A 16090-nucleotide genomic window follows, 5' to 3' on the forward strand; every position below is an offset into this window, starting at 1 on the left:
GCGCATCTCAGCGCACCTCGAAGCGGCCCGTGCCCGTGCCGACGATCGTCGCGCGGCCCGCTGCCGAAAAGAGCGTTACCTGCACCGGTACGTCGACGGCTTCGGTGCCGAAAACGAGGCGGTCAGCCTGCGTGTCGCCGCCGCCGGGATAGGTGATCGCCACGCCCGTCACGCCGCCTTCCCACTGGCGCTGACCGAGCAGATCGTCGCGCAGCGGACGCCAGCCGTCCTCGGTGCGAACATCGAAGCGAAACCCGCCGGCGAGCGGCTGCCAGGCGATGGGCCGCGCGCGCACCTGCGCCTCGTCGCCCGCCGACTCGAACAGCAGCGCGAGACGCTGCGCTTCTTCGTTCAGGTCGGTGCGCGGATTGCGCGACAGCGAAAGCGAAGCGAGCGAGATGAGCAGCCCTGCGATCAGCAGCACCACGAGCATTTCAAGCAGCGTGAAGCCCGCCCCACGCGAACGGAGGTTCGCGTGGGGGTATCGGCGGTCCCGGCAAGGGGAAGGGCGGTGCGGTTGCATGATTGCGGGGCGCGGGGCGGCCGGTGAATTACTGCCAGGACCCCACGTCGGCGTCGTTGCCTTCGCCGCCGGCCTTCCCGTCGGCGCCGTAGCTGAAGACGTCGATCTCGCCGTGCACGCCCGGGTTCAGATACTGGTACGGATTGCCCCACGGATCATTCGGCAGACGCTCCAGATAGCCGCCGTCCTTCCAGTTGTTCGGCACGGGGTCGGTGGTCGGCTTTTGCACGAGCGCCTGCAATCCCTGGTCCTGGGTCGGGTAGCGACCGTTGTCGAGCCGGTAAAGCTTCATCGCCTGCATGATCGTGCCGATGTCCTGACGCGCGGCGACGCGGCGTGCTTCATCGGGACGACTCATGATCTTCGGCACGATCAGCGCGGCCAGAATGCCGAGGATCGCGATCACGACCATGATTTCGATGAGCGTGAAGCCGCGTTGACGGCGCGCGCGCATTGCCTGGATTTCGCCACGGCGTTGAGCCCACATGGACATGAGTTCCTTCCTCCCTCTCTAGATATGGTTGCGGAGCACGCCTGTGCGCCGCGCTTCGTCCCGCCTGCCGGGGCGGCCCGCCGGTTCCGCCGGCGGGGCCGCTGCACGCGTGACGGGTCATTGTAATGTCACACGATGACGCCTTTTCGGCGCCGTGCCGGCACCGCGAACGCGCACATCAAAAATCTCATAAACCTTCGTACAATGAGCGCATGAACCCACTGCAAATCCGACTACTTTCCCTCGCCGCATTTGCGGTGTTCTGCGCGACGGCCACATGGTGGACAATCACCCTCGCCACCGATCGCGCGGCGCCGGTTCAGGCCGCCGCCGCGCAGGCGCCGGTTTCGGTCGACCAGGCCGGCACGCTGTTCGGCGGCAAACTCGAGCGCAACCCCGTGCAGGACGTCCACCTCTTCGGCATCCTCGCGCTCGCGCAGGGCGCCGCGGCCATCGTGAGCGTGGGCGGCGAACCGCCGAAGGCCATTTCGCTCGGCGGCCCGCTCGACCAGAATTCCAGGCTCGCCGAAGTGCGTGCCCGCTCGATCGTCATCGACCGCCACGGCGTGCACTCGGAAATCTTCCTGCCGCCCAACGCAGCCGGTCCCACCATTTACATGCGCTAGCTCCCGCCGCTTCGTGCGGTTCGTACGCCTTACTGCACGAGGTTGTTCAACTCGATGATCGGCAGCATCACCGCGAGCACGATCACGAGCACCACGCCGCCCATCGCCAGAATCAGCAGCGGTTCGAGCAGGCTCGTAAGGAACATCGTGCGGCGCTCCAGTTCGCGCGCTTCGCCTTCGGCGGCGCGATCGAGCATGGTCGTCACGTCGCCGGTCGCCTCGCCCGAACGGATCAGATGCACGAGCACGGGCGGAAACGTCTTCGTATTGCCCAGCGCGCGCGACAGCGACGTGCCTTCGCGCACGCGCACGATGGCTTCGTCGATGTTCATGCGCATCGCCTTGTTCGAGAGCGTTTCGCCCGCCGCCTGCAGCGCGCGCAGGATCGGCACGCCCGCCGCGCTCAGAATGCCGAGCGTGCTCGCGAAGCGCACCGTGTTGTAGCCGCGCACGAGCTTGCCGGCGAGCGGCGCCGTGAGCATCCAGCGGTCGAAGGCGAGCCGCGGGCCGGGCCGGCGCAAGGTCGCGCGCGCGATCCACGAAAGCACGGCCACCGCGATCAGCACCGCCCACCACCACTGCCGCACGAACGCCGAGAGCGCCATCATCACGATCGTGAGGAAAGGCAACTGCTGTTTGGTGCTCGCAAACACGTTCACGACCTGCGGCACCACGTAGCTCAGCAGGAACGTGACGATGCCGAACGCGATGATCGTGACGATCGTCGGGTACGTGAAGGCGAGCACGATCTTCTGCTTGAGCGCGTTGCGCTGCTCGATGTAGTCGGCCAGCCGCGACAGCACGATGCCGAGCTTGCCGGTGTGCTCGCCTGCGGCCACGAGCGCGCGGTAGATATCGGGAAAGTCGCGCGGATGCTGTTCGAGCGCGCTGGCGAGCGAATGGCCGCCCAGCACCTCGGCGCGAATCGCCGCCATCAGTTCGCGAATGTAGTCGCGCTCCGCCTGCTCCGTGAGCACCGCCAGCGCTTCGCCGAGCGGCAGCCCGGCCACGAGCAGGCTCGCGAGCTGGCGCGTGAGGATGGCCTGTTCGCGCTGCGAGAGCTTGCGCCCGAGCGCGAGCCGCTGCGCGCGCTCGCCGCGCGTGCGGCTCGCAGCCGGTTCGACCACGAGCGGCGTGAGGCCCTGGCCACGCAACTGCGCGCGCGCGCCGCGGGCGCTGTCGGCGTCGAGCACGCCTTTTTGGGGCTTGCCCGTGGCGTCGATGGCTTCGAAGCGAAATGCCGGCATGTTGCTGATCGCCCTCGCGCTTATTGTGAGTCCGTCTTGCGGTCCATCATGCGCCGCCCGTCACGCGCAGCACCTCTTCGAGCGACGTCGTGCCGGCGTTCAGCCAGCGCTCGCCGTCTTCGCGCAGCGTGCGCATGCCTTGCGCGCGGGCGGCCGCGAAGATTTCCGCATCGGCCGCATTGCGGTGGATGAGCGCGCGAATCGGTTCGTCGATGAGCAGCAGCTCGTACACGCCGCGCCGCCCGGAATAGCCCGAATGGCCGCAACGATCGCAGCCCACCGGATGCCAGCGCTTCCTGCCGTCGTCTTCCACGCGCTCTTCCTTGCAGGCAGGGCAGAGCTGGCGCACGAGCCGCTGCGCGAGCACGCCGAGCAGCGACGAGGCGAGCAGATAGGGCTCGACGCCCATGTCGGTGAGACGCGTGACGGCCGAGGCCGCGTCGTTCGTGTGCAGCGTGGCGAGCACGAGGTGGCCCGTGAGCGAGGCCTGCACGGCGATCTGCGCGGTTTCGAGGTCGCGGATTTCGCCGATCATGATGATGTCCGGGTCCTGGCGCAGGATCGAACGCAGCGCGCGCGCAAACGTCATGCCGATGCGCTCGTTCACCTGGGTCTGGCCGATGCCCGAGAGGTCGTACTCGATCGGGTCTTCTACGGTCATGATGTTGGTCGTCGCGGTTTCGAGCCGCGACATCGAGGCGTAGAGCGTCGTGGTCTTGCCCGAGCCCGTGGGGCCCGTCACGAGCACGATGCCGTGCGGCTTCGCGATCAGCTGGTCGAACTTCGCGAGCGTGTCGGCGGCCATGCCGAGCGCTTCGAGGTTCAGGCGCTGCGCGTCCTTCTCCAGCAGACGCAGCACCGCGCGCTCGCCGTGGCCCGTGGGCAGCGTGGAGACGCGCACGTCCACCGGGCGCCCGCCGACGCGCAGCGTGATGCGGCCGTCCTGCGGCAGCCGTTTTTCGGCGATGTCGAGCTGCGCCATGATCTTGATGCGCGAGATCAGCGCGCCGTGCAGCGCCTTCTTCGGCCGCACGACGTCGCGCAGCGTGCCGTCCACGCGAAAGCGCACGACCGAGGCGTTCTCGAACGGCTCGATGTGGATGTCCGACGCCTGCTCGCGCGCGGCCTGCGTCAGCAGCGCGTTGATCATGCGGATGATCGGCGCGTCGTCTTCGGACTCCAGCAGGTCTTCCACCTCGGGAATGTCCTGCATGAGACGCGAGAGATCGACTTCGCCTTCGACTTCGCCCACCACCTGCGCGGCGCTGCCGTCCTGGCGCGCATACGCATGGTTGATGGCCTGCGCGAGTTCGTCGGCGGGCACGCGCACGAGCGAAAACGCGCCGAAGTTGCGCGCCACCTCGGCGATGGCCGCCTGCGACGTGCGCTCGCTGATCCACACTTCGAGGCCCTCGGCGCGCTGCTGGGCGACCAGAATCTGGCCGCTCCGCGCAAAACCGTACGGCACGAGGCGAGCGGCGAGCGGCGAGGGCGGCTCGCGATCCGCAGCGCCCGGCGCGTGAGGCGTGCTCACGGCTGAATCCTCGTCGTGCTCGTGGCCGGCTGCTGCACGGGCGCGGTTTGCACGGGCTCGGCGGGCTGCATCTGCGTGGCGGGCGAGCCGGGGCTTGCCGGGCTTGTGGGCGCGGCCGGCAGCGCTCTGATCGCCTGTTGACGCCGCATCTGGTCGAGATCGAACAGGTTCAGCGCCGATCCGCCCTGGCTCGGGCCGAGCGGCATCGGCGGCAGGACCGGGTCGTCGTTGTCCTTGATCAGGTTGTTGTCGGACCGGTACGCGCCCGTCACGCCCTGAATGTAGTCGTAGCGGTTCGACGTCACGGCTTGCGCCGTGTCGCGGTCGTTGATGATCACCGGACGCAGGAACACCATCAGGTTGGTCTTCGCGCGCGTCTTGTTCTCCGAGCGGAACAGCTGGCCGAGCCAGGGGATGTCGCCGAGCAGCGGTACCTTGCTGTTGCTGACCTGGTAGTTGTCCTGCATCAGGCCGCCGAGCACTATGATCTCGCCGTTGTCGGCCAGCACGGTCGACTGGATGGAACGCTTGGTGAACTCGGGGCCGGCCGGATTCGTCGCCACGTTGGTCGTGCCGGTCACGATCGCCGAGTCCTCCGTATACAACTGCAGCTTGAGGATGCCGCCGTCGGTGATCTGCGGCTTGATATGCAGCGTCAAACCGACGTCGACGCGATCGAACGTGTTGAACGCCGTGCTCGCCGTGGCGCTCGTGAGATTCGAATACGAGCCTGTCTGGATCGGCACGTTCGTACCGACGACGATCTTCGCTTCCTGGTTGTCGAGCGTGATGAGGTTCGGCGTGGACAGCACGTTGGCGTCGGCCGTCTGCGAGAGCGCCTGCAGCAGCGCGCCGAGCCCCTGCACGCCGAAGATATTCTTGATCCAGCCGACGTTCAGGCCCTGCTGGAGATTGGACGCCCCGAGCGCGTTTGCGAGGCCGCCGGTACTGGCGGCGGCCGCCGCTGCTTCCGTCAGGTTGACGATGCTGTTGCCGTTGCCGGTGGCGAGATTGGTGCCCGCGTACACATTGCCGCTCGCGACCTGCCACTGAATGCCGAGGTTCGCGTTCGTGTTCGAGTTCAGCTCGACGATCAGCGCTTCGATGTAGACCTGCGCGCGGCGCGCGTCGAGCTGGTTGATGACGGCGCGCAGGTTGCGGTACACGGGGTCCGGCGCCGTGACGATCAGCGAGTTGGTGGCCGCATCCGCCTGGATCATGCCGCCCGCCGTGTTGTCGTCGCCCTTGTCCTTGTCGCTGCCGAGGAACGGCGCGTCGTTGTTGCCGCCCGAGGAACCGCCCGACATCGAATTGCCCGACGACGAGCTGCCGCCGAGCGAGCCGGGCAACGGCGGCGTGCCCGAAAGACCTGTCGAGGTGCTGCTGCCGGAGTTGTAGCCCGAGCCACCCGCGCCCTGGTTGAACGAGTTGGCACCGTTGCCCGACGACGACGACGTGTCGTTTCCGCCCTTGCCCAGCATGCCGCGAAGCGTCTTGGCGAGCTGCACTGCGTCGGCGTTGCGCAGCGGCACGACGTGCATGTTGCCCGGCATGCTCGTCGGCGCGTCGAGCTGCTTCGACAGCTGAACCGCCGAGGCGAGGCGCTGCGCGTTCGAGGCGCGCAGCATCAGCGAGTTGGTGCGCGGGTCGGCGATCACCGAGACCTTGAGCGACGGGTCGGAAGCGCCGATCGCGCCCGGATCGAGCATCTTCGCGATCTGCGGCGCGATGTCGAGCGCATTGGCGTTGTGCAGCGGCACCACCTGGACCTGCTGGCCCGCGGCCGTGTCCACGCCCGCGATGATCGACGCGATGCGGCGCACGTTGTCCGCATAGTCGGTCACGACGAGCGTGTTGTTCGACGGGTAGGCGGCAATGGTGTTGTTCGGAGAGATGAGCGGACGCAGCACCGGCAGCAGGTTGTTCGCCGACTCGTTCCTGAGTGTGAACACCTGGGTCACCACCTGGTCGCCGCGCCCGGTGGGCGCGTTGCCGACGTAGGTGGGCACGCCCTGCAGCTTGGCGTCGGCCTCGGGCACGACTTTCAGCACGCCGTGATCCTGGACGAGCGCGAAGCCTTGCATGCGCAGCGCCGACTGCAGCGTCTTGAGCGCCTGGTCCTCGGGCACCGGGTTCTCGGAGACGAGATTGAGCTGCCCCTTCACGCGCGGGTCGACGATGATGGTTTTGCCCGTGGCGGCGCCAATGGCCTTGGCCACCTGGTCGATGTCGGCGTTGACGAAATTGAGCGTGACCTGCGCGTGTGCGAGCTGCGCCGTAATGAGTCCGCTCACGAGCAGCGCCGTGGCGACGCGGCGCAAAGCCATACGATTTCTTCTCATGGATGTCATATCGAAGCCGGCGGCTGGCGCGCGCGGCTATTCGTCCTCGACGCACGGCCGACTGGCCGGCTCGCCTGTGCTTTTCCGACCCCTGCCGGCGCCGGCTCTCCTCAACCGGACATCCGTGGTCAACAAAAGATGGAACAGTAGCAGTTTTTCGTGTCGAATTTGTCACAAAAAAAGGCGCTCAGGGGAATTCTTCTAATCCCCAAACCCTTGCCGCCCGCCATCCCCAAGCTCCCTGTAAGCATCTGCCCACCTCGCAGGCAGCGAGGATGGGCGGGCTTTCGCTTGCGGCGCAGCGCTTGTCCAATCGGCCAGCTTGACGCGTCGTCGGTGACCGGTATCATACGAGCGGCCCGAAGCACGGCTAGCCTCGCTTTCCCGTTTCCATGCGGGGATGACGCAACGCTCGCCGACTTCAGGCAAGCAAGCATGAGTGGGCGCCGTTGTTCAAGCTGCACGGGCCAACTCGATGACCGCGCGTCGCCCGTCCACGATGGGCTGCCGCCGGTCCGAACCCTCCAACCGCATTTGCCAGCTTTCCCGCGAGTCGCCATGCAAAACGTCTGGTCCGCCACGCTTGCCGCCGCCGTGGTGCTCGCCCTCGCGAGCGCCAGCACGCTCGCCCGCGCGGATTGCTTCGACGAGGCCGCGCGCTACCAGAAAGTCAATCCGCTGATCCTGCGCGCCATTGCCTGGCAGGAATCGCACAACCGGCCCGACGCGCTACACAGGAATGCGAACGGATCGACCGACTACGGCGTCATGCAGATCAATTCCGTGCATCTGCCCACGCTCTCGCAATACGGCATCTCGTCGAGCACGCTCATGGAGCCGTGCAAGAACGTCTATATCGCCGCGTGGCATCTGCGCCAGAAGATGAACAAGTACGGCAACAGCTGGGCCGCCGTCGGCGCTTACCACTCCGAAACGCCCGCGCAGCGCGACCAGTACGCGCGGCAAATCGCCGACATCCTGCGCAAGTGGCATCTCATGCAGTAGGGCGGCAGTAGGGCGGTGAGCGTGCGCGGCCTGCGCGGCGCGCGTGCATGGTGCAAAATGCTGGCTGGCGCGGCGCGCATTCCCGCTTTGGGCGCGGCGCTTCCCCCCGTTTTCACTTTCTGCACCACACTGCGATGAACCAGCCGCCACTGCCCGTCACCGTGCTCTCCGGTTTTCTGGGCGCGGGCAAAACCACGCTGCTCAACCATATCCTCTCGAACCGCGCGGGCCTGCGCGTGGCGGTGATCGTCAACGACCTCGCCTCGGTGAACATCGACGCCGCGCTCGTGCGCGACGCCTCGGCGCTCTCGCGCGTCGAGGCGCGCGTGGTCGAGATGTCGAACGGCTGCATTTGCTGCACGCTGCGCGACGACTTGCTCACCGAAATCCAGCGCCTTGCCGATCCGGCGCGCGCCGGGCAGCGCTTCGACGCCATCGTGATCGAGTCGACCGGCATCGCCGAGCCCATGCCGATCGCCGAGACCTTCACGTTCGCGGCCGACAACGGCGTGGCGCCCGGCGAATTCGCGCGCCTCGACACGATGGTGACGGTGGTCGACGCGTTCAACTTCCCGCGCGACTACGCGAGCGCCGACCAGCTCGCGGAACGCGGCGTCGCGGCGAGCGACGAAGACGACCGCGCGATCGTCGAGCTGCTCGTCGAGCAGGTGGAGTTCTGCGACGTGCTCGTGCTGAACAAGGCGGACCTCGTGAGCGAGGACGAGCTCGCGCGCCTGCAGCACATTCTCGCGCGCATCAATCCGCGCGCGGTGCAGGTGGTGAGCCGCTTTGGCGCCGTGCCGCTCGAGGAAGTGATCAATACGGGCCGCTTCGATTTCGACGCAGCATCGAGCGCGCCGGGCTGGCTCGCTTCGCTGCACGACCACGACCATTGCGACGATCCCGCGCATTGCCACGATCCCGCGCATTCGCATGCGGCTCGCAACCAGGCGGACGAATACGGCATCAGCAACTTCGTTTATCGCGCGCGCCGCCCGTTTCATCCCGAACGCTTCTGGGCGCTGCTCAACCAGGAGTGGAAGGGCGTGCTGCGTTCGAAGGGTTTTTTCTGGCTCGCCACGCGCAACGAAGTGACCGGCACGCTCTCGCAGGCGGGCGGCGTGTGCCGGCACGGACCTGCCGGCACATGGTGGGCGGCGCTGCCACGCGAGGCGTGGCCGCAGGACGCCGAGCTCGAAAAGGAAATTGCCGCGGACTGGTACGGCCACCTCGACGACGCCAGCATCGGCGACCGGCGCCAGGAACTGGTGATGATCGGCGTGGATCTCGACCGCGAGGCGTGGCGCGCGAAGCTCGACGCGTGTCTTCTCACCGATGCGGAATACGCGGCAGGCCCCGGCGCCTGGCAGGGCTACGCCGACCCGTTCCCGTCCTGGGAGCTGGACGACGACGATCACGACCACGACGGCCACGACCACGGCAATGCGCAGGGCGAAATCGTCCGTCGACCCGACTGACCGCAACGACGCGACCGCAACGAACGACGGCGCCGCAAATGCGGCGCCGTCTGCTTTTGTGCCTGTTTTTGCACCTGAAGCGAGCGAGCCGCGCAAGCGAAAAAAAACCCGCCAGGGGCGGGTGTCAACTTAAAGCGGCAATGCTTTAGCGCTTGTTGACGGCGTCCTTAAACGCCTTGCCAGCCGTGAACTTGACGGTCTTGGCTGCGGGAATCTTGATGGTTTCGCCGGTCTTCGGGTTGCGGCCCGTGCGGGCGGCGCGCTTGCCCGAACCGAAGCTGCCGAAGCCGATTAGCTGAACTGCGTCGCCCTTCGACACCGACTTCTTGATCACCTCGAGGAGCGTGTCCAGCGTCTCGCCGGTTTGTGCCTTGCTAGCGCCCGTCTGTGCTGCGACGGCGTCGATCAGTTCCTGTTTATTCATTGAGAAGTTCCTTTCTGTGTTTAGGTTGACACGAACAGCGCGAACGCGCCGATTATACGGACGCGTGCCGCGCCGTCGAGCAGCGACGGACCCGGAGCACCCCGGCGTTTTCGCGTTGCGGCGGCTAGCGTGTGTCCTGTGCCGCAACGGCCGTGCTGCCGCTTCCCTGGGCGGCGCTTGCTATGATAGCGCAGCGCAAACCCAATAACGACAAGGGTTTCGAAGAATTCGCAGCGGAAATACGTGTTTTTTGGGGCGTGCAGATGTTTTTGAGCCGCGCACCCATGCAAATCGCTCCGCCAGCGACGTTTTTCCTGCTGCCACGCGTTGCGCCGCGCCAACGCGGCATGACCGCAAACGCCGGCCAGACAAGCGTTTGCGACGGCGCCGCCACGCTGCGCCAGATGCTTTTTCCAGCTTCGTTTCTTCCTCACTGCTCGCTTCGCGCTTCTCATGACCGCCATCCTGACACCCGCCACGCTCGCCTTCCGGGAAGACGGCACACCGTTTTCGCCCGCTTATGGCGACGTCTACCACAGCACCGCCGGCGCATTCGCCCAGGCCGAAGCCGTCTTCCTGCATGGCAACGACCTGCCGCGACGCTGGCAAAGCCGGCGCATCTTCACGGTGGTGGAAACGGGCTTCGGCATGGGCGTGAATTTCCTCGCTACGTGGTCCGCCTGGCGCGACGATCCGGCGCGCTGCGAGCGGCTCCACTTCGTATCGGTGGAAAAACATCCGTTCTCGCGCGACGACCTGCGCACGGCGCTCGACGCGGTCGTTGCGCGTGCAAGCGAAGCGCCGCTCGCGCGCGAACTCGTCGACGCCTGGCCGATGCTCGTGCCCGGCACTCACCGGATCGAATTCGCGGGCGGGCGCGTGACGCTCACGCTCGTTTTCGGCGACGCGCTCGACGCATTTCCCAAAATGTGGATGCGCGCCGACGCGATCTACCTCGACGGCTTCGCGCCCGCGAAAAATCCCGAGCTGTGGTCGCCGATCGTCTTCAAGGCGCTCGCGCGCATTGCCGGCGATGACGCCACTTTCGCGACCTGGAGCAGCTCCGGCGACGTGAAGCGCGCGCTGCTGCAAAACGGCTTCGAATACCGCAAAGTGCAGGGCTTCAGCGGCAAGCGGGCGATGCTGGTCGGACGCTTCGCGCCGCGCTGGCGCGTGCGCCGCCACGAACCGCCGCTGCCGCTCGCGCTACGCGAGCGGCATGCTGTCGTCGTGGGAGCGGGACTAGCCGGTTGCGCGCTCGTCGAGCGGCTTGCCGCGCGCGGCTGGCGCGTGACGCTCATCGAGCGCAACGCCGCGCCCGCGCTCGAGGCCTCGGGCAATCCGGCCGGCGTATTTCATCCGCTGATTTCGCGTGACGACAGCAGCGCCTCACGCATCACGCGCGCGAGCTTTCTCTATGCGCTGCGACGCTGGGACGCGCTCGAGGCAGCGGGGCACGCGCCGCGGCGCTCGCGCGCCGGCTTGCTCCACCTCGCCACCGACGACGAATCGCGCGCCGTCGCCGCGGCGCTCGATTCGTTCTGCTATCCCAACGAATTTGTGAGCGCCGTCACGCGCGAAGCCGCCGAAGCGCTGGCCGGCGTCGCGCTCGGACAAGGTTGGGAAGGCGGCTGGTTCTATCCGCGCGGCGGCGCGATCGACCCGGCGTCGCTGTGCCGCGCGCAATGCGCGTTCGCGGCCGCGTTGCCGGGCGCGCAAGTCGAGACGCGTTTCGGTGTGCGTATCGGTCGCATCGCGCGCGCCGGCGGCGAGGGATCCGGCGAATGGCAGGTATTCGACGAAGCAGGACAGCTCGTCACGCAGGCGGGCGCGGTGATCTTCGCGAATGCCCACGACGCCTCGCGCACCGCTGCGCTCGCCCATGCGCCCACGCGCATCGTGCGCGGCCAGCTCACGCTCGTCGATCCGAGCCCGCTCGCGAACCTGCGCGTGCCGGTGATCGGCGAGGGCTATGCGATACCGCTGGCCGGCGGCGTGACGCTAGCGGGCGCCACCTATGAAGTCGACGACGCCGACCACGCGCTGCGCGCCGCCGGCCATGCGGAAAACCTGGAGCGCGTCGCACACATGCTGCCGGAGCTTGCCGGCGCGCGAGGCGACTTCACGGGCCGTGTGGGGTTTCGCTGCGTCACGAGCGACCGCATGCCGATGCTTGGCCCGCTCGCCGACGAAGACGCCGCCCGCCGCGACGCGCAGCGCCTCGCCGGTGCGTGGCCGCTCGATCTGCCGCGCGCTCCGGGCCTCTTCGGCGCGTATGCGTTCGGCTCGCGCGGGCTCGTGTGGGCGGGGCTGGGGGCGGAACTGATCGCGTCGCAACTGGAGGGCGAACCCTGGCCGCTCGAGCGGGAACTCGCGGACCAACTGGATCCCGCGCGGTTCCTCCAGCGTGCCCTGCGTCAACGCAGTCTTTGAGCGCCGCGCGCGAGCAAGGGCTCAGGTTATCCCCGCCCGTCTGTGGATAACCGCGCGAATTGCCAGCGAATCGAATGTGGACGCGATGTGGACGTAAACGGGGTAACTCCGTGTGCCCCGAACCGGTCCCAAAAGTTACTCTCCGAAGCGCTCGCTGGCCGCACATGCTTTGCGCGCGGTTGTGCGAACGCCAACTTGCTGATCCTTTTGGGTAAACACCGGTTATCCACAGGAAAACCGGCCTCTTGTTAACTTCTACTACGTATACATACGGTAAACCGTAAACCCGAAGCTGATGCTATCGCCATCGGCAAATACGACCTCGCAGAAATCGAAAACTTCAGTCGAAAGCCTTCGGCCGATGCGGTCATTTTTTCCGCATGTCCTGCCAAAAGTGCGCAATGAGGACGCAATTACCGACTTCGTCGATGCTTTCGGGAAGCCAGGGGCAATTGCAAAAAAGCTATGGCACAATCGCCGTTCTTTCCGCGTCGACCGCCGCGCAGACGGCCGACGTATCCAAGGAACGGTTGCCCCTCATCCTGAATCTGAGTGCTCAGGGAAGACGGCAGCGTTCGTTCATCCAACGCGGGCGCAGCCACACCGCACGCAAAGCGCCCGTACCGGCTGTTCGCCGCACCTCAATGTGCCGGCGCATGGTGTCCCGCACTCGCCGCAGGAAACGCAGTTCATGTCGGCTCGCCGCATGGGCGCGCCCGCCGGCGCATCGAATCCCGCGATCCGCGTGCGCGAGGGCGAGGAAGCAGCGCCGAACCGGAATAGAGGCGCCGTTCGCCTCGCGCGGCACGCGGCTTGCCTGAGTGCCAGTCGTTTGTCGATCCAACGTCGGACAGCCGGGTTCGATCCCACGCAAGTCGTTGTTGCCAAGGAGAAGCCACCACGATGAAGTCGGCGTTTTCGTTTTTTCCCGCCTGGCCGTTCCAGCTCGACGGTATTTTCTGGGCCGGGCTCGCGCTGCTCGCCGCCGGTTTGTGCGGCGAGCTTTGCTATCGGGCGTGGCGCTTGCCGCGTATTTCCGGCTACGGGGTGATCGGGCTCATTGCCGGATCGGCCGGGTTCGGCGTGATCGACGCCAATGTCGGCACAGCAGCGCGGCCGCTGCTCGATGTCGCACTCGGCCTGCTGCTCTTCGAGCTGGGCAGCCGGCTCGATTTGCGCTGGATTCGCCGCAATCCGTGGCTGATCCTTTCGAGTCTCGCCGAAGCGTCGCTCACGTTCGTGCTCGTGCTCGCGGTGATGCTGTTCCTCGCCGTGCCGACGATGATCGCGCTCGTCGTGGCCGCGATCGCCATGGCCACGTCGCCCGCGATGGTCATCCAGCTCAAAACCGAGTTGCGCGCCGAAGGCCAGGTCACGCAGCGCCTGCTCACGCTCACGGCGCTCAACAGCATGTATGCCGTGATCGTCGAAAAGCTCGCCTCGAGCTGGCTGCACCAGGAAATCTACGGCAACGTCTTCGCCACGATTCTTCAGCCGCTTTACCTGCTGATCGGCTCGCTGATCCTCGCGTTCGTGCTCGCCCGTGCGTGCACGCTCTTTTACCGGCGCCTGAGCCCGCAGGACGAGCACTCGTTCGTCGCGCTGTTCGGGCTCGTGCTGCTCGCCATCGCCGTCGCGCACCTGCTCAAGCTTTCGACGATCCTGAGCCTGCTCGCCGCAGGCATCATCGTGAAAAATCTCGAGCCGCGTCCGCAGCTGTGGCCGCAGCACTTCGGCACGGCCGGGTGGCTCCTCACGGTGATTCTCTTCGTGCTCACGCTCACGACCTTCGAGTGGCGCGACATTCTCGTGGGCGGCGTCGCGGCGGCGGGACTGATCGTCGCACGGCTCGTCGCGAAACTCGTCGGCGTGCTGATGTTCGCCAAGCCGAGCGGGCTGCACTGGAAGCAGGGCGTGGCGCTCGGTATCGCGCTTACGCCGATGTCGGCGCTCGCGCTCCTGCTCGTCGAGGACACCTACGAGCTTTATCCGACCTTCGACCCGCGCCTGCGCGCGATCGTCCTTTGCGCGATCGTCGTGCTGCAGCTCCTCGGGCCGTGGCTCGTCTATCGCGCGCTTGCGCTCGTCGGCGAACGCGGCGAAAAATGAAACGCGGCGCGCGCGGCGCAAGTGTGCTGCGCGCGCCGAACAGCAACCGGCACGCCCTTGCGGGCGTGGGACCAGAGCGAACGGTATCGGACCGGAGCAAGCGCTAAAACGCCAGCTTTGGCCGATACGCCGATTCCGGTCGACAAGGGGACGCCATGTCACTTGAAACGTTTGTCGATTCGAAGCCGTTCACGTTCGGCATCGAACTCGAAATGCAGATCGTCAACACGCACGACTACGATTTGACCAAGGCGGGTAGCGACCTCATGCGTCTCGTCAAAGATCAGGAGATTCCGGGCAACATCACGCCCGAAATCACCGAAAGCATGATCGAGCTTTCCACCGGCATCTGCACGACGCACGAGCAGGCGGTGGCCGACCTGCGCAAGATTCGCGACGTGCTCGTCGCCGCGGCCGATCGCCTCAACGTCGGCCTGTGCGGCGGCGGGACGCACGCATTCCAGCAGTGGAGCGACCGGCGCATCGTCGATACACCGCGCTTTCAGTACCTTTCCGAGCTCTACGGCTACCTCGCGAAGCAGTTCACGGTGTTCGGCCAGCACGTGCACATCGGCTGTCCCGACGCGGACAGCGCGCTTTTCCTGCTGCACTCGCTTTCGCGCTTCATCCCGCACTTCATCGCGCTCTCGGCGTCTTCGCCCTACGTGCAGGGCGTGGACACCGGCTTTCACTCGGCACGACTGAATTCGGTGTTCGCGTTTCCGCTCTCGGGCCGCGCGCCGTTCGTGCTGAGCTGGGAGGAGTTCAAGCAGTACTTCTCGAAGATGGTGCATACGGGCGTTGTCAACAGCATGAAAGACTTCTACTGGGACATTCGCCCGAAACCCGGCTTCGGCACGATCGAGGTTCGCGTGATGGACACGCCGCTTTCGGTGGAGCGTGCGGCCGCGATTGCCTGCTACATCCAGACGCTCGCGCGCCATCTGCTCACCGATCGCCCGATCGCGCCGCTCGAGGACGACTATCTCGTGTACACGTTCAACCGCTTCCAGGCGTGCCGCTTCGGTCTTGCCGGCACCTGCGTGAATCCGCAAACGGGCGAACGCCGCACGATTTCCGAAGACATCCTCGAAACGCTGGACCAGATCGCGCCACATGGCGCGGCGCTCGGCTCGACGCGCGCGCTTACCGAAGTCGGCACGATCGCCCGCGCGCAAACCAACGACGCCACCTGGCTGCGCAGCGTGGTGGCCGAGGAAAAATCGCTGCACGAAGCCGTGCGGCAGCAATGCCTGCGCTGGCGAGCTTGATGGACGTTCGCGCGGGGCGCACGCTTACATAGAGGACCACTGACCGAATTTGCGCGGAACGCCGGTAAAGCCGCGCGCCGGATGGGACAACGCATGAGGGCAGCTTTCGGGCTGCCTTTCATTTTTGCGGGAAGCATGCAAAGCATGCGGAATTCAGGCTGAGCCGGGCCATCGGGCCACTTTTTTCGCGGCCTGGCAAAAAATTTTCGCCGGCTTCGAGGTACCTGGGGGTTCTTATTTTTTTGACCTCGGTCCCGGCGTGCGCCATATTCATCGGCGGGCGAGCCGCTGCGCTGCGGGCAATTTTCGTTTTTCCCGCAAATTCAATGGACTGCGTAATGATCGGCGCGCGACGATCGAGCAGATTCCAGTTGCGTTCGGCACAGAAATCCGCGATAACGCTGCAAGCATCCGAAGCGCAAAGATTATGCGCCGTCAAGAAGCTGTGCACAGCAATGGCGTCTTTATCAACGGGTTATCCACAATTCGCGCTGGATAAGTTAGCTGTGCGATTTGCCACTCTCGCATAGAATGGCGGTTTGCTGCGCTGGTGTCGGAACAGGAAGGATGTTTCCGCCGCCCGCGGCAAGAAACATGACAGCGCA

General features: G+C 66.1%; 14 protein-coding genes. 6 read left to right on the top strand and 8 right to left on the bottom strand.

Annotation, left to right across the window (positions count from 1 at the left end; translation table 11 throughout):
- Window positions 1-7: 7 nt before the first annotated feature.
- Window positions 8-523: a GspH/FimT family pseudopilin gene (locus BLU17_RS19335; protein WP_091999811.1), complete on the bottom strand. Its 516-nt coding sequence runs from the start codon at window positions 521-523 to the stop codon at window positions 8-10.
- A gap of 28 nt (window positions 524-551) precedes the next feature.
- Complete coding sequence (gspG, locus tag BLU17_RS19340; protein WP_091999815.1) at window positions 552-1016, bottom strand: type II secretion system major pseudopilin GspG; 465 nt, start codon at window positions 1014-1016, stop codon at window positions 552-554.
- A 212-nt stretch (window positions 1017-1228) separates the two neighbouring features.
- Between gspG and BLU17_RS19345 the strand changes: the two genes are divergently transcribed.
- Window positions 1229-1642 (top strand): general secretion pathway protein GspC, encoded by a 414-nt coding sequence (locus BLU17_RS19345; protein WP_091999817.1) that lies wholly within the window; start codon window positions 1229-1231, stop codon window positions 1640-1642.
- 29 nt (window positions 1643-1671) lie between these two features.
- On the opposite strand, the gene gspF is transcribed toward BLU17_RS19345, so the two are convergent.
- The 3 genes from gspF to gspD are packed head-to-tail and all read right to left on the bottom strand — an operon-like array spanning window position 1672 to window position 6750.
- Entirely contained in the window at window positions 1672-2889 is a 1218-nt protein-coding gene (gene gspF, locus BLU17_RS19350; RefSeq protein ID WP_091999819.1) for a type II secretion system inner membrane protein GspF, read from the bottom strand.
- 46 nt (window positions 2890-2935) lie between these two features.
- The gene (gene gspE, locus BLU17_RS19355; protein ID WP_091999822.1) at window positions 2936-4423 is read right to left on the bottom strand and encodes a type II secretion system ATPase GspE; all 1488 of its coding nucleotides are present in this window, start codon (window positions 4421-4423) and stop codon (window positions 2936-2938) included.
- Entirely contained in the window at window positions 4420-6750 is a 2331-nt protein-coding gene (gene gspD / locus BLU17_RS19360; protein WP_091999824.1) for a type II secretion system secretin GspD, read from the bottom strand. Before gspD ends, gspE begins: the two co-directional genes overlap by 4 nt.
- Window positions 6751-7323: 573 nt before the next feature.
- Between gspD and BLU17_RS19365 the strand changes: the two genes are divergently transcribed.
- Together BLU17_RS19365 and BLU17_RS19370 are read left to right on the top strand one after the other, a co-directional pair.
- On the top strand, window positions 7324-7770 hold the full coding sequence (locus tag BLU17_RS19365) for a lytic transglycosylase domain-containing protein (RefSeq protein WP_091999827.1): 447 nt from the start codon (window positions 7324-7326) through the stop codon (window positions 7768-7770).
- A gap of 134 nt (window positions 7771-7904) precedes the next feature.
- Entirely contained in the window at window positions 7905-9248 is a 1344-nt protein-coding gene (locus tag BLU17_RS19370) for a GTP-binding protein (RefSeq protein WP_091999830.1), read from the top strand.
- A 145-nt stretch (window positions 9249-9393) separates the two neighbouring features.
- Here BLU17_RS19370 and BLU17_RS19375 read toward each other — a convergent pair whose 3' ends face one another.
- Both BLU17_RS19375 and BLU17_RS32470 read right to left on the bottom strand, forming a co-directional pair.
- Window positions 9394-9672 carry an HU family DNA-binding protein gene (locus tag BLU17_RS19375; protein ID WP_091999833.1) on the bottom strand — a complete coding sequence of 93 codons (279 nt, stop codon included), beginning with the start codon at window positions 9670-9672 and terminating at the stop codon, window positions 9394-9396.
- Window positions 9673-9692: 20 nt separating this feature from the next.
- Window positions 9693-10127: a hypothetical protein gene (locus BLU17_RS32470; protein WP_143189289.1), complete on the bottom strand. Its 435-nt coding sequence runs from the start codon at window positions 10125-10127 to the stop codon at window positions 9693-9695.
- Here BLU17_RS32470 and mnmC point away from each other — a divergent pair.
- The 3 genes from mnmC to BLU17_RS19390 all read left to right on the top strand — a co-directional run bounded on the left by mnmC (window position 10126) and on the right by BLU17_RS19390 (window position 15485).
- Window positions 10126-12105, top strand: coding sequence for a bifunctional tRNA (5-methylaminomethyl-2-thiouridine)(34)-methyltransferase MnmC2/FAD-dependent 5-carboxymethylaminomethyl-2-thiouridine(34) oxidoreductase MnmC1 (gene mnmC, locus BLU17_RS19380; RefSeq protein ID WP_091999838.1), 1980 nt, complete (start codon window positions 10126-10128; stop codon window positions 12103-12105). The genes BLU17_RS32470 and mnmC overlap by 2 nt on opposite strands.
- A gap of 903 nt (window positions 12106-13008) precedes the next feature.
- Entirely contained in the window at window positions 13009-14214 is a 1206-nt protein-coding gene (locus BLU17_RS19385; RefSeq protein ID WP_091999840.1) for a cation:proton antiporter, read from the top strand.
- Window positions 14215-14369: 155 nt separating this feature from the next.
- Window positions 14370-15485 (top strand): YbdK family carboxylate-amine ligase, encoded by a 1116-nt coding sequence (locus BLU17_RS19390; protein WP_091999843.1) that lies wholly within the window; start codon window positions 14370-14372, stop codon window positions 15483-15485.
- A gap of 118 nt (window positions 15486-15603) precedes the next feature.
- Here BLU17_RS19390 and BLU17_RS32475 read toward each other — a convergent pair whose 3' ends face one another.
- Window positions 15604-15936 (bottom strand): hypothetical protein, encoded by a 333-nt coding sequence (locus BLU17_RS32475; protein ID WP_143189290.1) that lies wholly within the window; start codon window positions 15934-15936, stop codon window positions 15604-15606.
- Window positions 15937-16090: the final 154 nt, after the last annotated feature.

Source organism: Paraburkholderia lycopersici, from assembly GCF_900096975.1.
GTDB lineage: Bacteria > Pseudomonadota > Gammaproteobacteria > Burkholderiales > Burkholderiaceae > Paraburkholderia > Paraburkholderia lycopersici.

What these genes read in the sequence shown, in the direction of transcription:
- BLU17_RS19335 (WP_091999811.1), bottom strand. Translation starts at nt 523, where the DNA reads ATGCAACCGCACCGCCCTTCCCCTTGCCGGGACCGCCGATACCCCCAC.
- gspG (WP_091999815.1), bottom strand. Translation starts at nt 1,016, where the DNA reads ATGTCCATGTGGGCTCAACGCCGTGGCGAAATCCAGGCAATGCGCGCG.
- BLU17_RS19345 (WP_091999817.1), top strand. Translation starts at nt 1,229, where the DNA reads ATGAACCCACTGCAAATCCGACTACTTTCCCTCGCCGCATTTGCGGTG.
- gspF (WP_091999819.1), bottom strand. Translation starts at nt 2,889, where the DNA reads ATGCCGGCATTTCGCTTCGAAGCCATCGACGCCACGGGCAAGCCCCAA.
- gspD (WP_091999824.1), bottom strand. Translation starts at nt 6,750, where the DNA reads ATGGCTTTGCGCCGCGTCGCCACGGCGCTGCTCGTGAGCGGACTCATT.
- BLU17_RS19365 (WP_091999827.1), top strand. Translation starts at nt 7,324, where the DNA reads ATGCAAAACGTCTGGTCCGCCACGCTTGCCGCCGCCGTGGTGCTCGCC.
- BLU17_RS19370 (WP_091999830.1), top strand. Translation starts at nt 7,905, where the DNA reads ATGAACCAGCCGCCACTGCCCGTCACCGTGCTCTCCGGTTTTCTGGGC.
- BLU17_RS19375 (WP_091999833.1), bottom strand. Translation starts at nt 9,672, where the DNA reads ATGAATAAACAGGAACTGATCGACGCCGTCGCAGCACAGACGGGCGCT.
- mnmC (WP_091999838.1), top strand. Translation starts at nt 10,126, where the DNA reads ATGACCGCCATCCTGACACCCGCCACGCTCGCCTTCCGGGAAGACGGC.
- BLU17_RS32470 (WP_143189289.1), bottom strand. Translation starts at nt 10,127, where the DNA reads ATGAGAAGCGCGAAGCGAGCAGTGAGGAAGAAACGAAGCTGGAAAAAG.
- BLU17_RS19385 (WP_091999840.1), top strand. Translation starts at nt 13,009, where the DNA reads ATGAAGTCGGCGTTTTCGTTTTTTCCCGCCTGGCCGTTCCAGCTCGAC.
- BLU17_RS19390 (WP_091999843.1), top strand. Translation starts at nt 14,370, where the DNA reads ATGTCACTTGAAACGTTTGTCGATTCGAAGCCGTTCACGTTCGGCATC.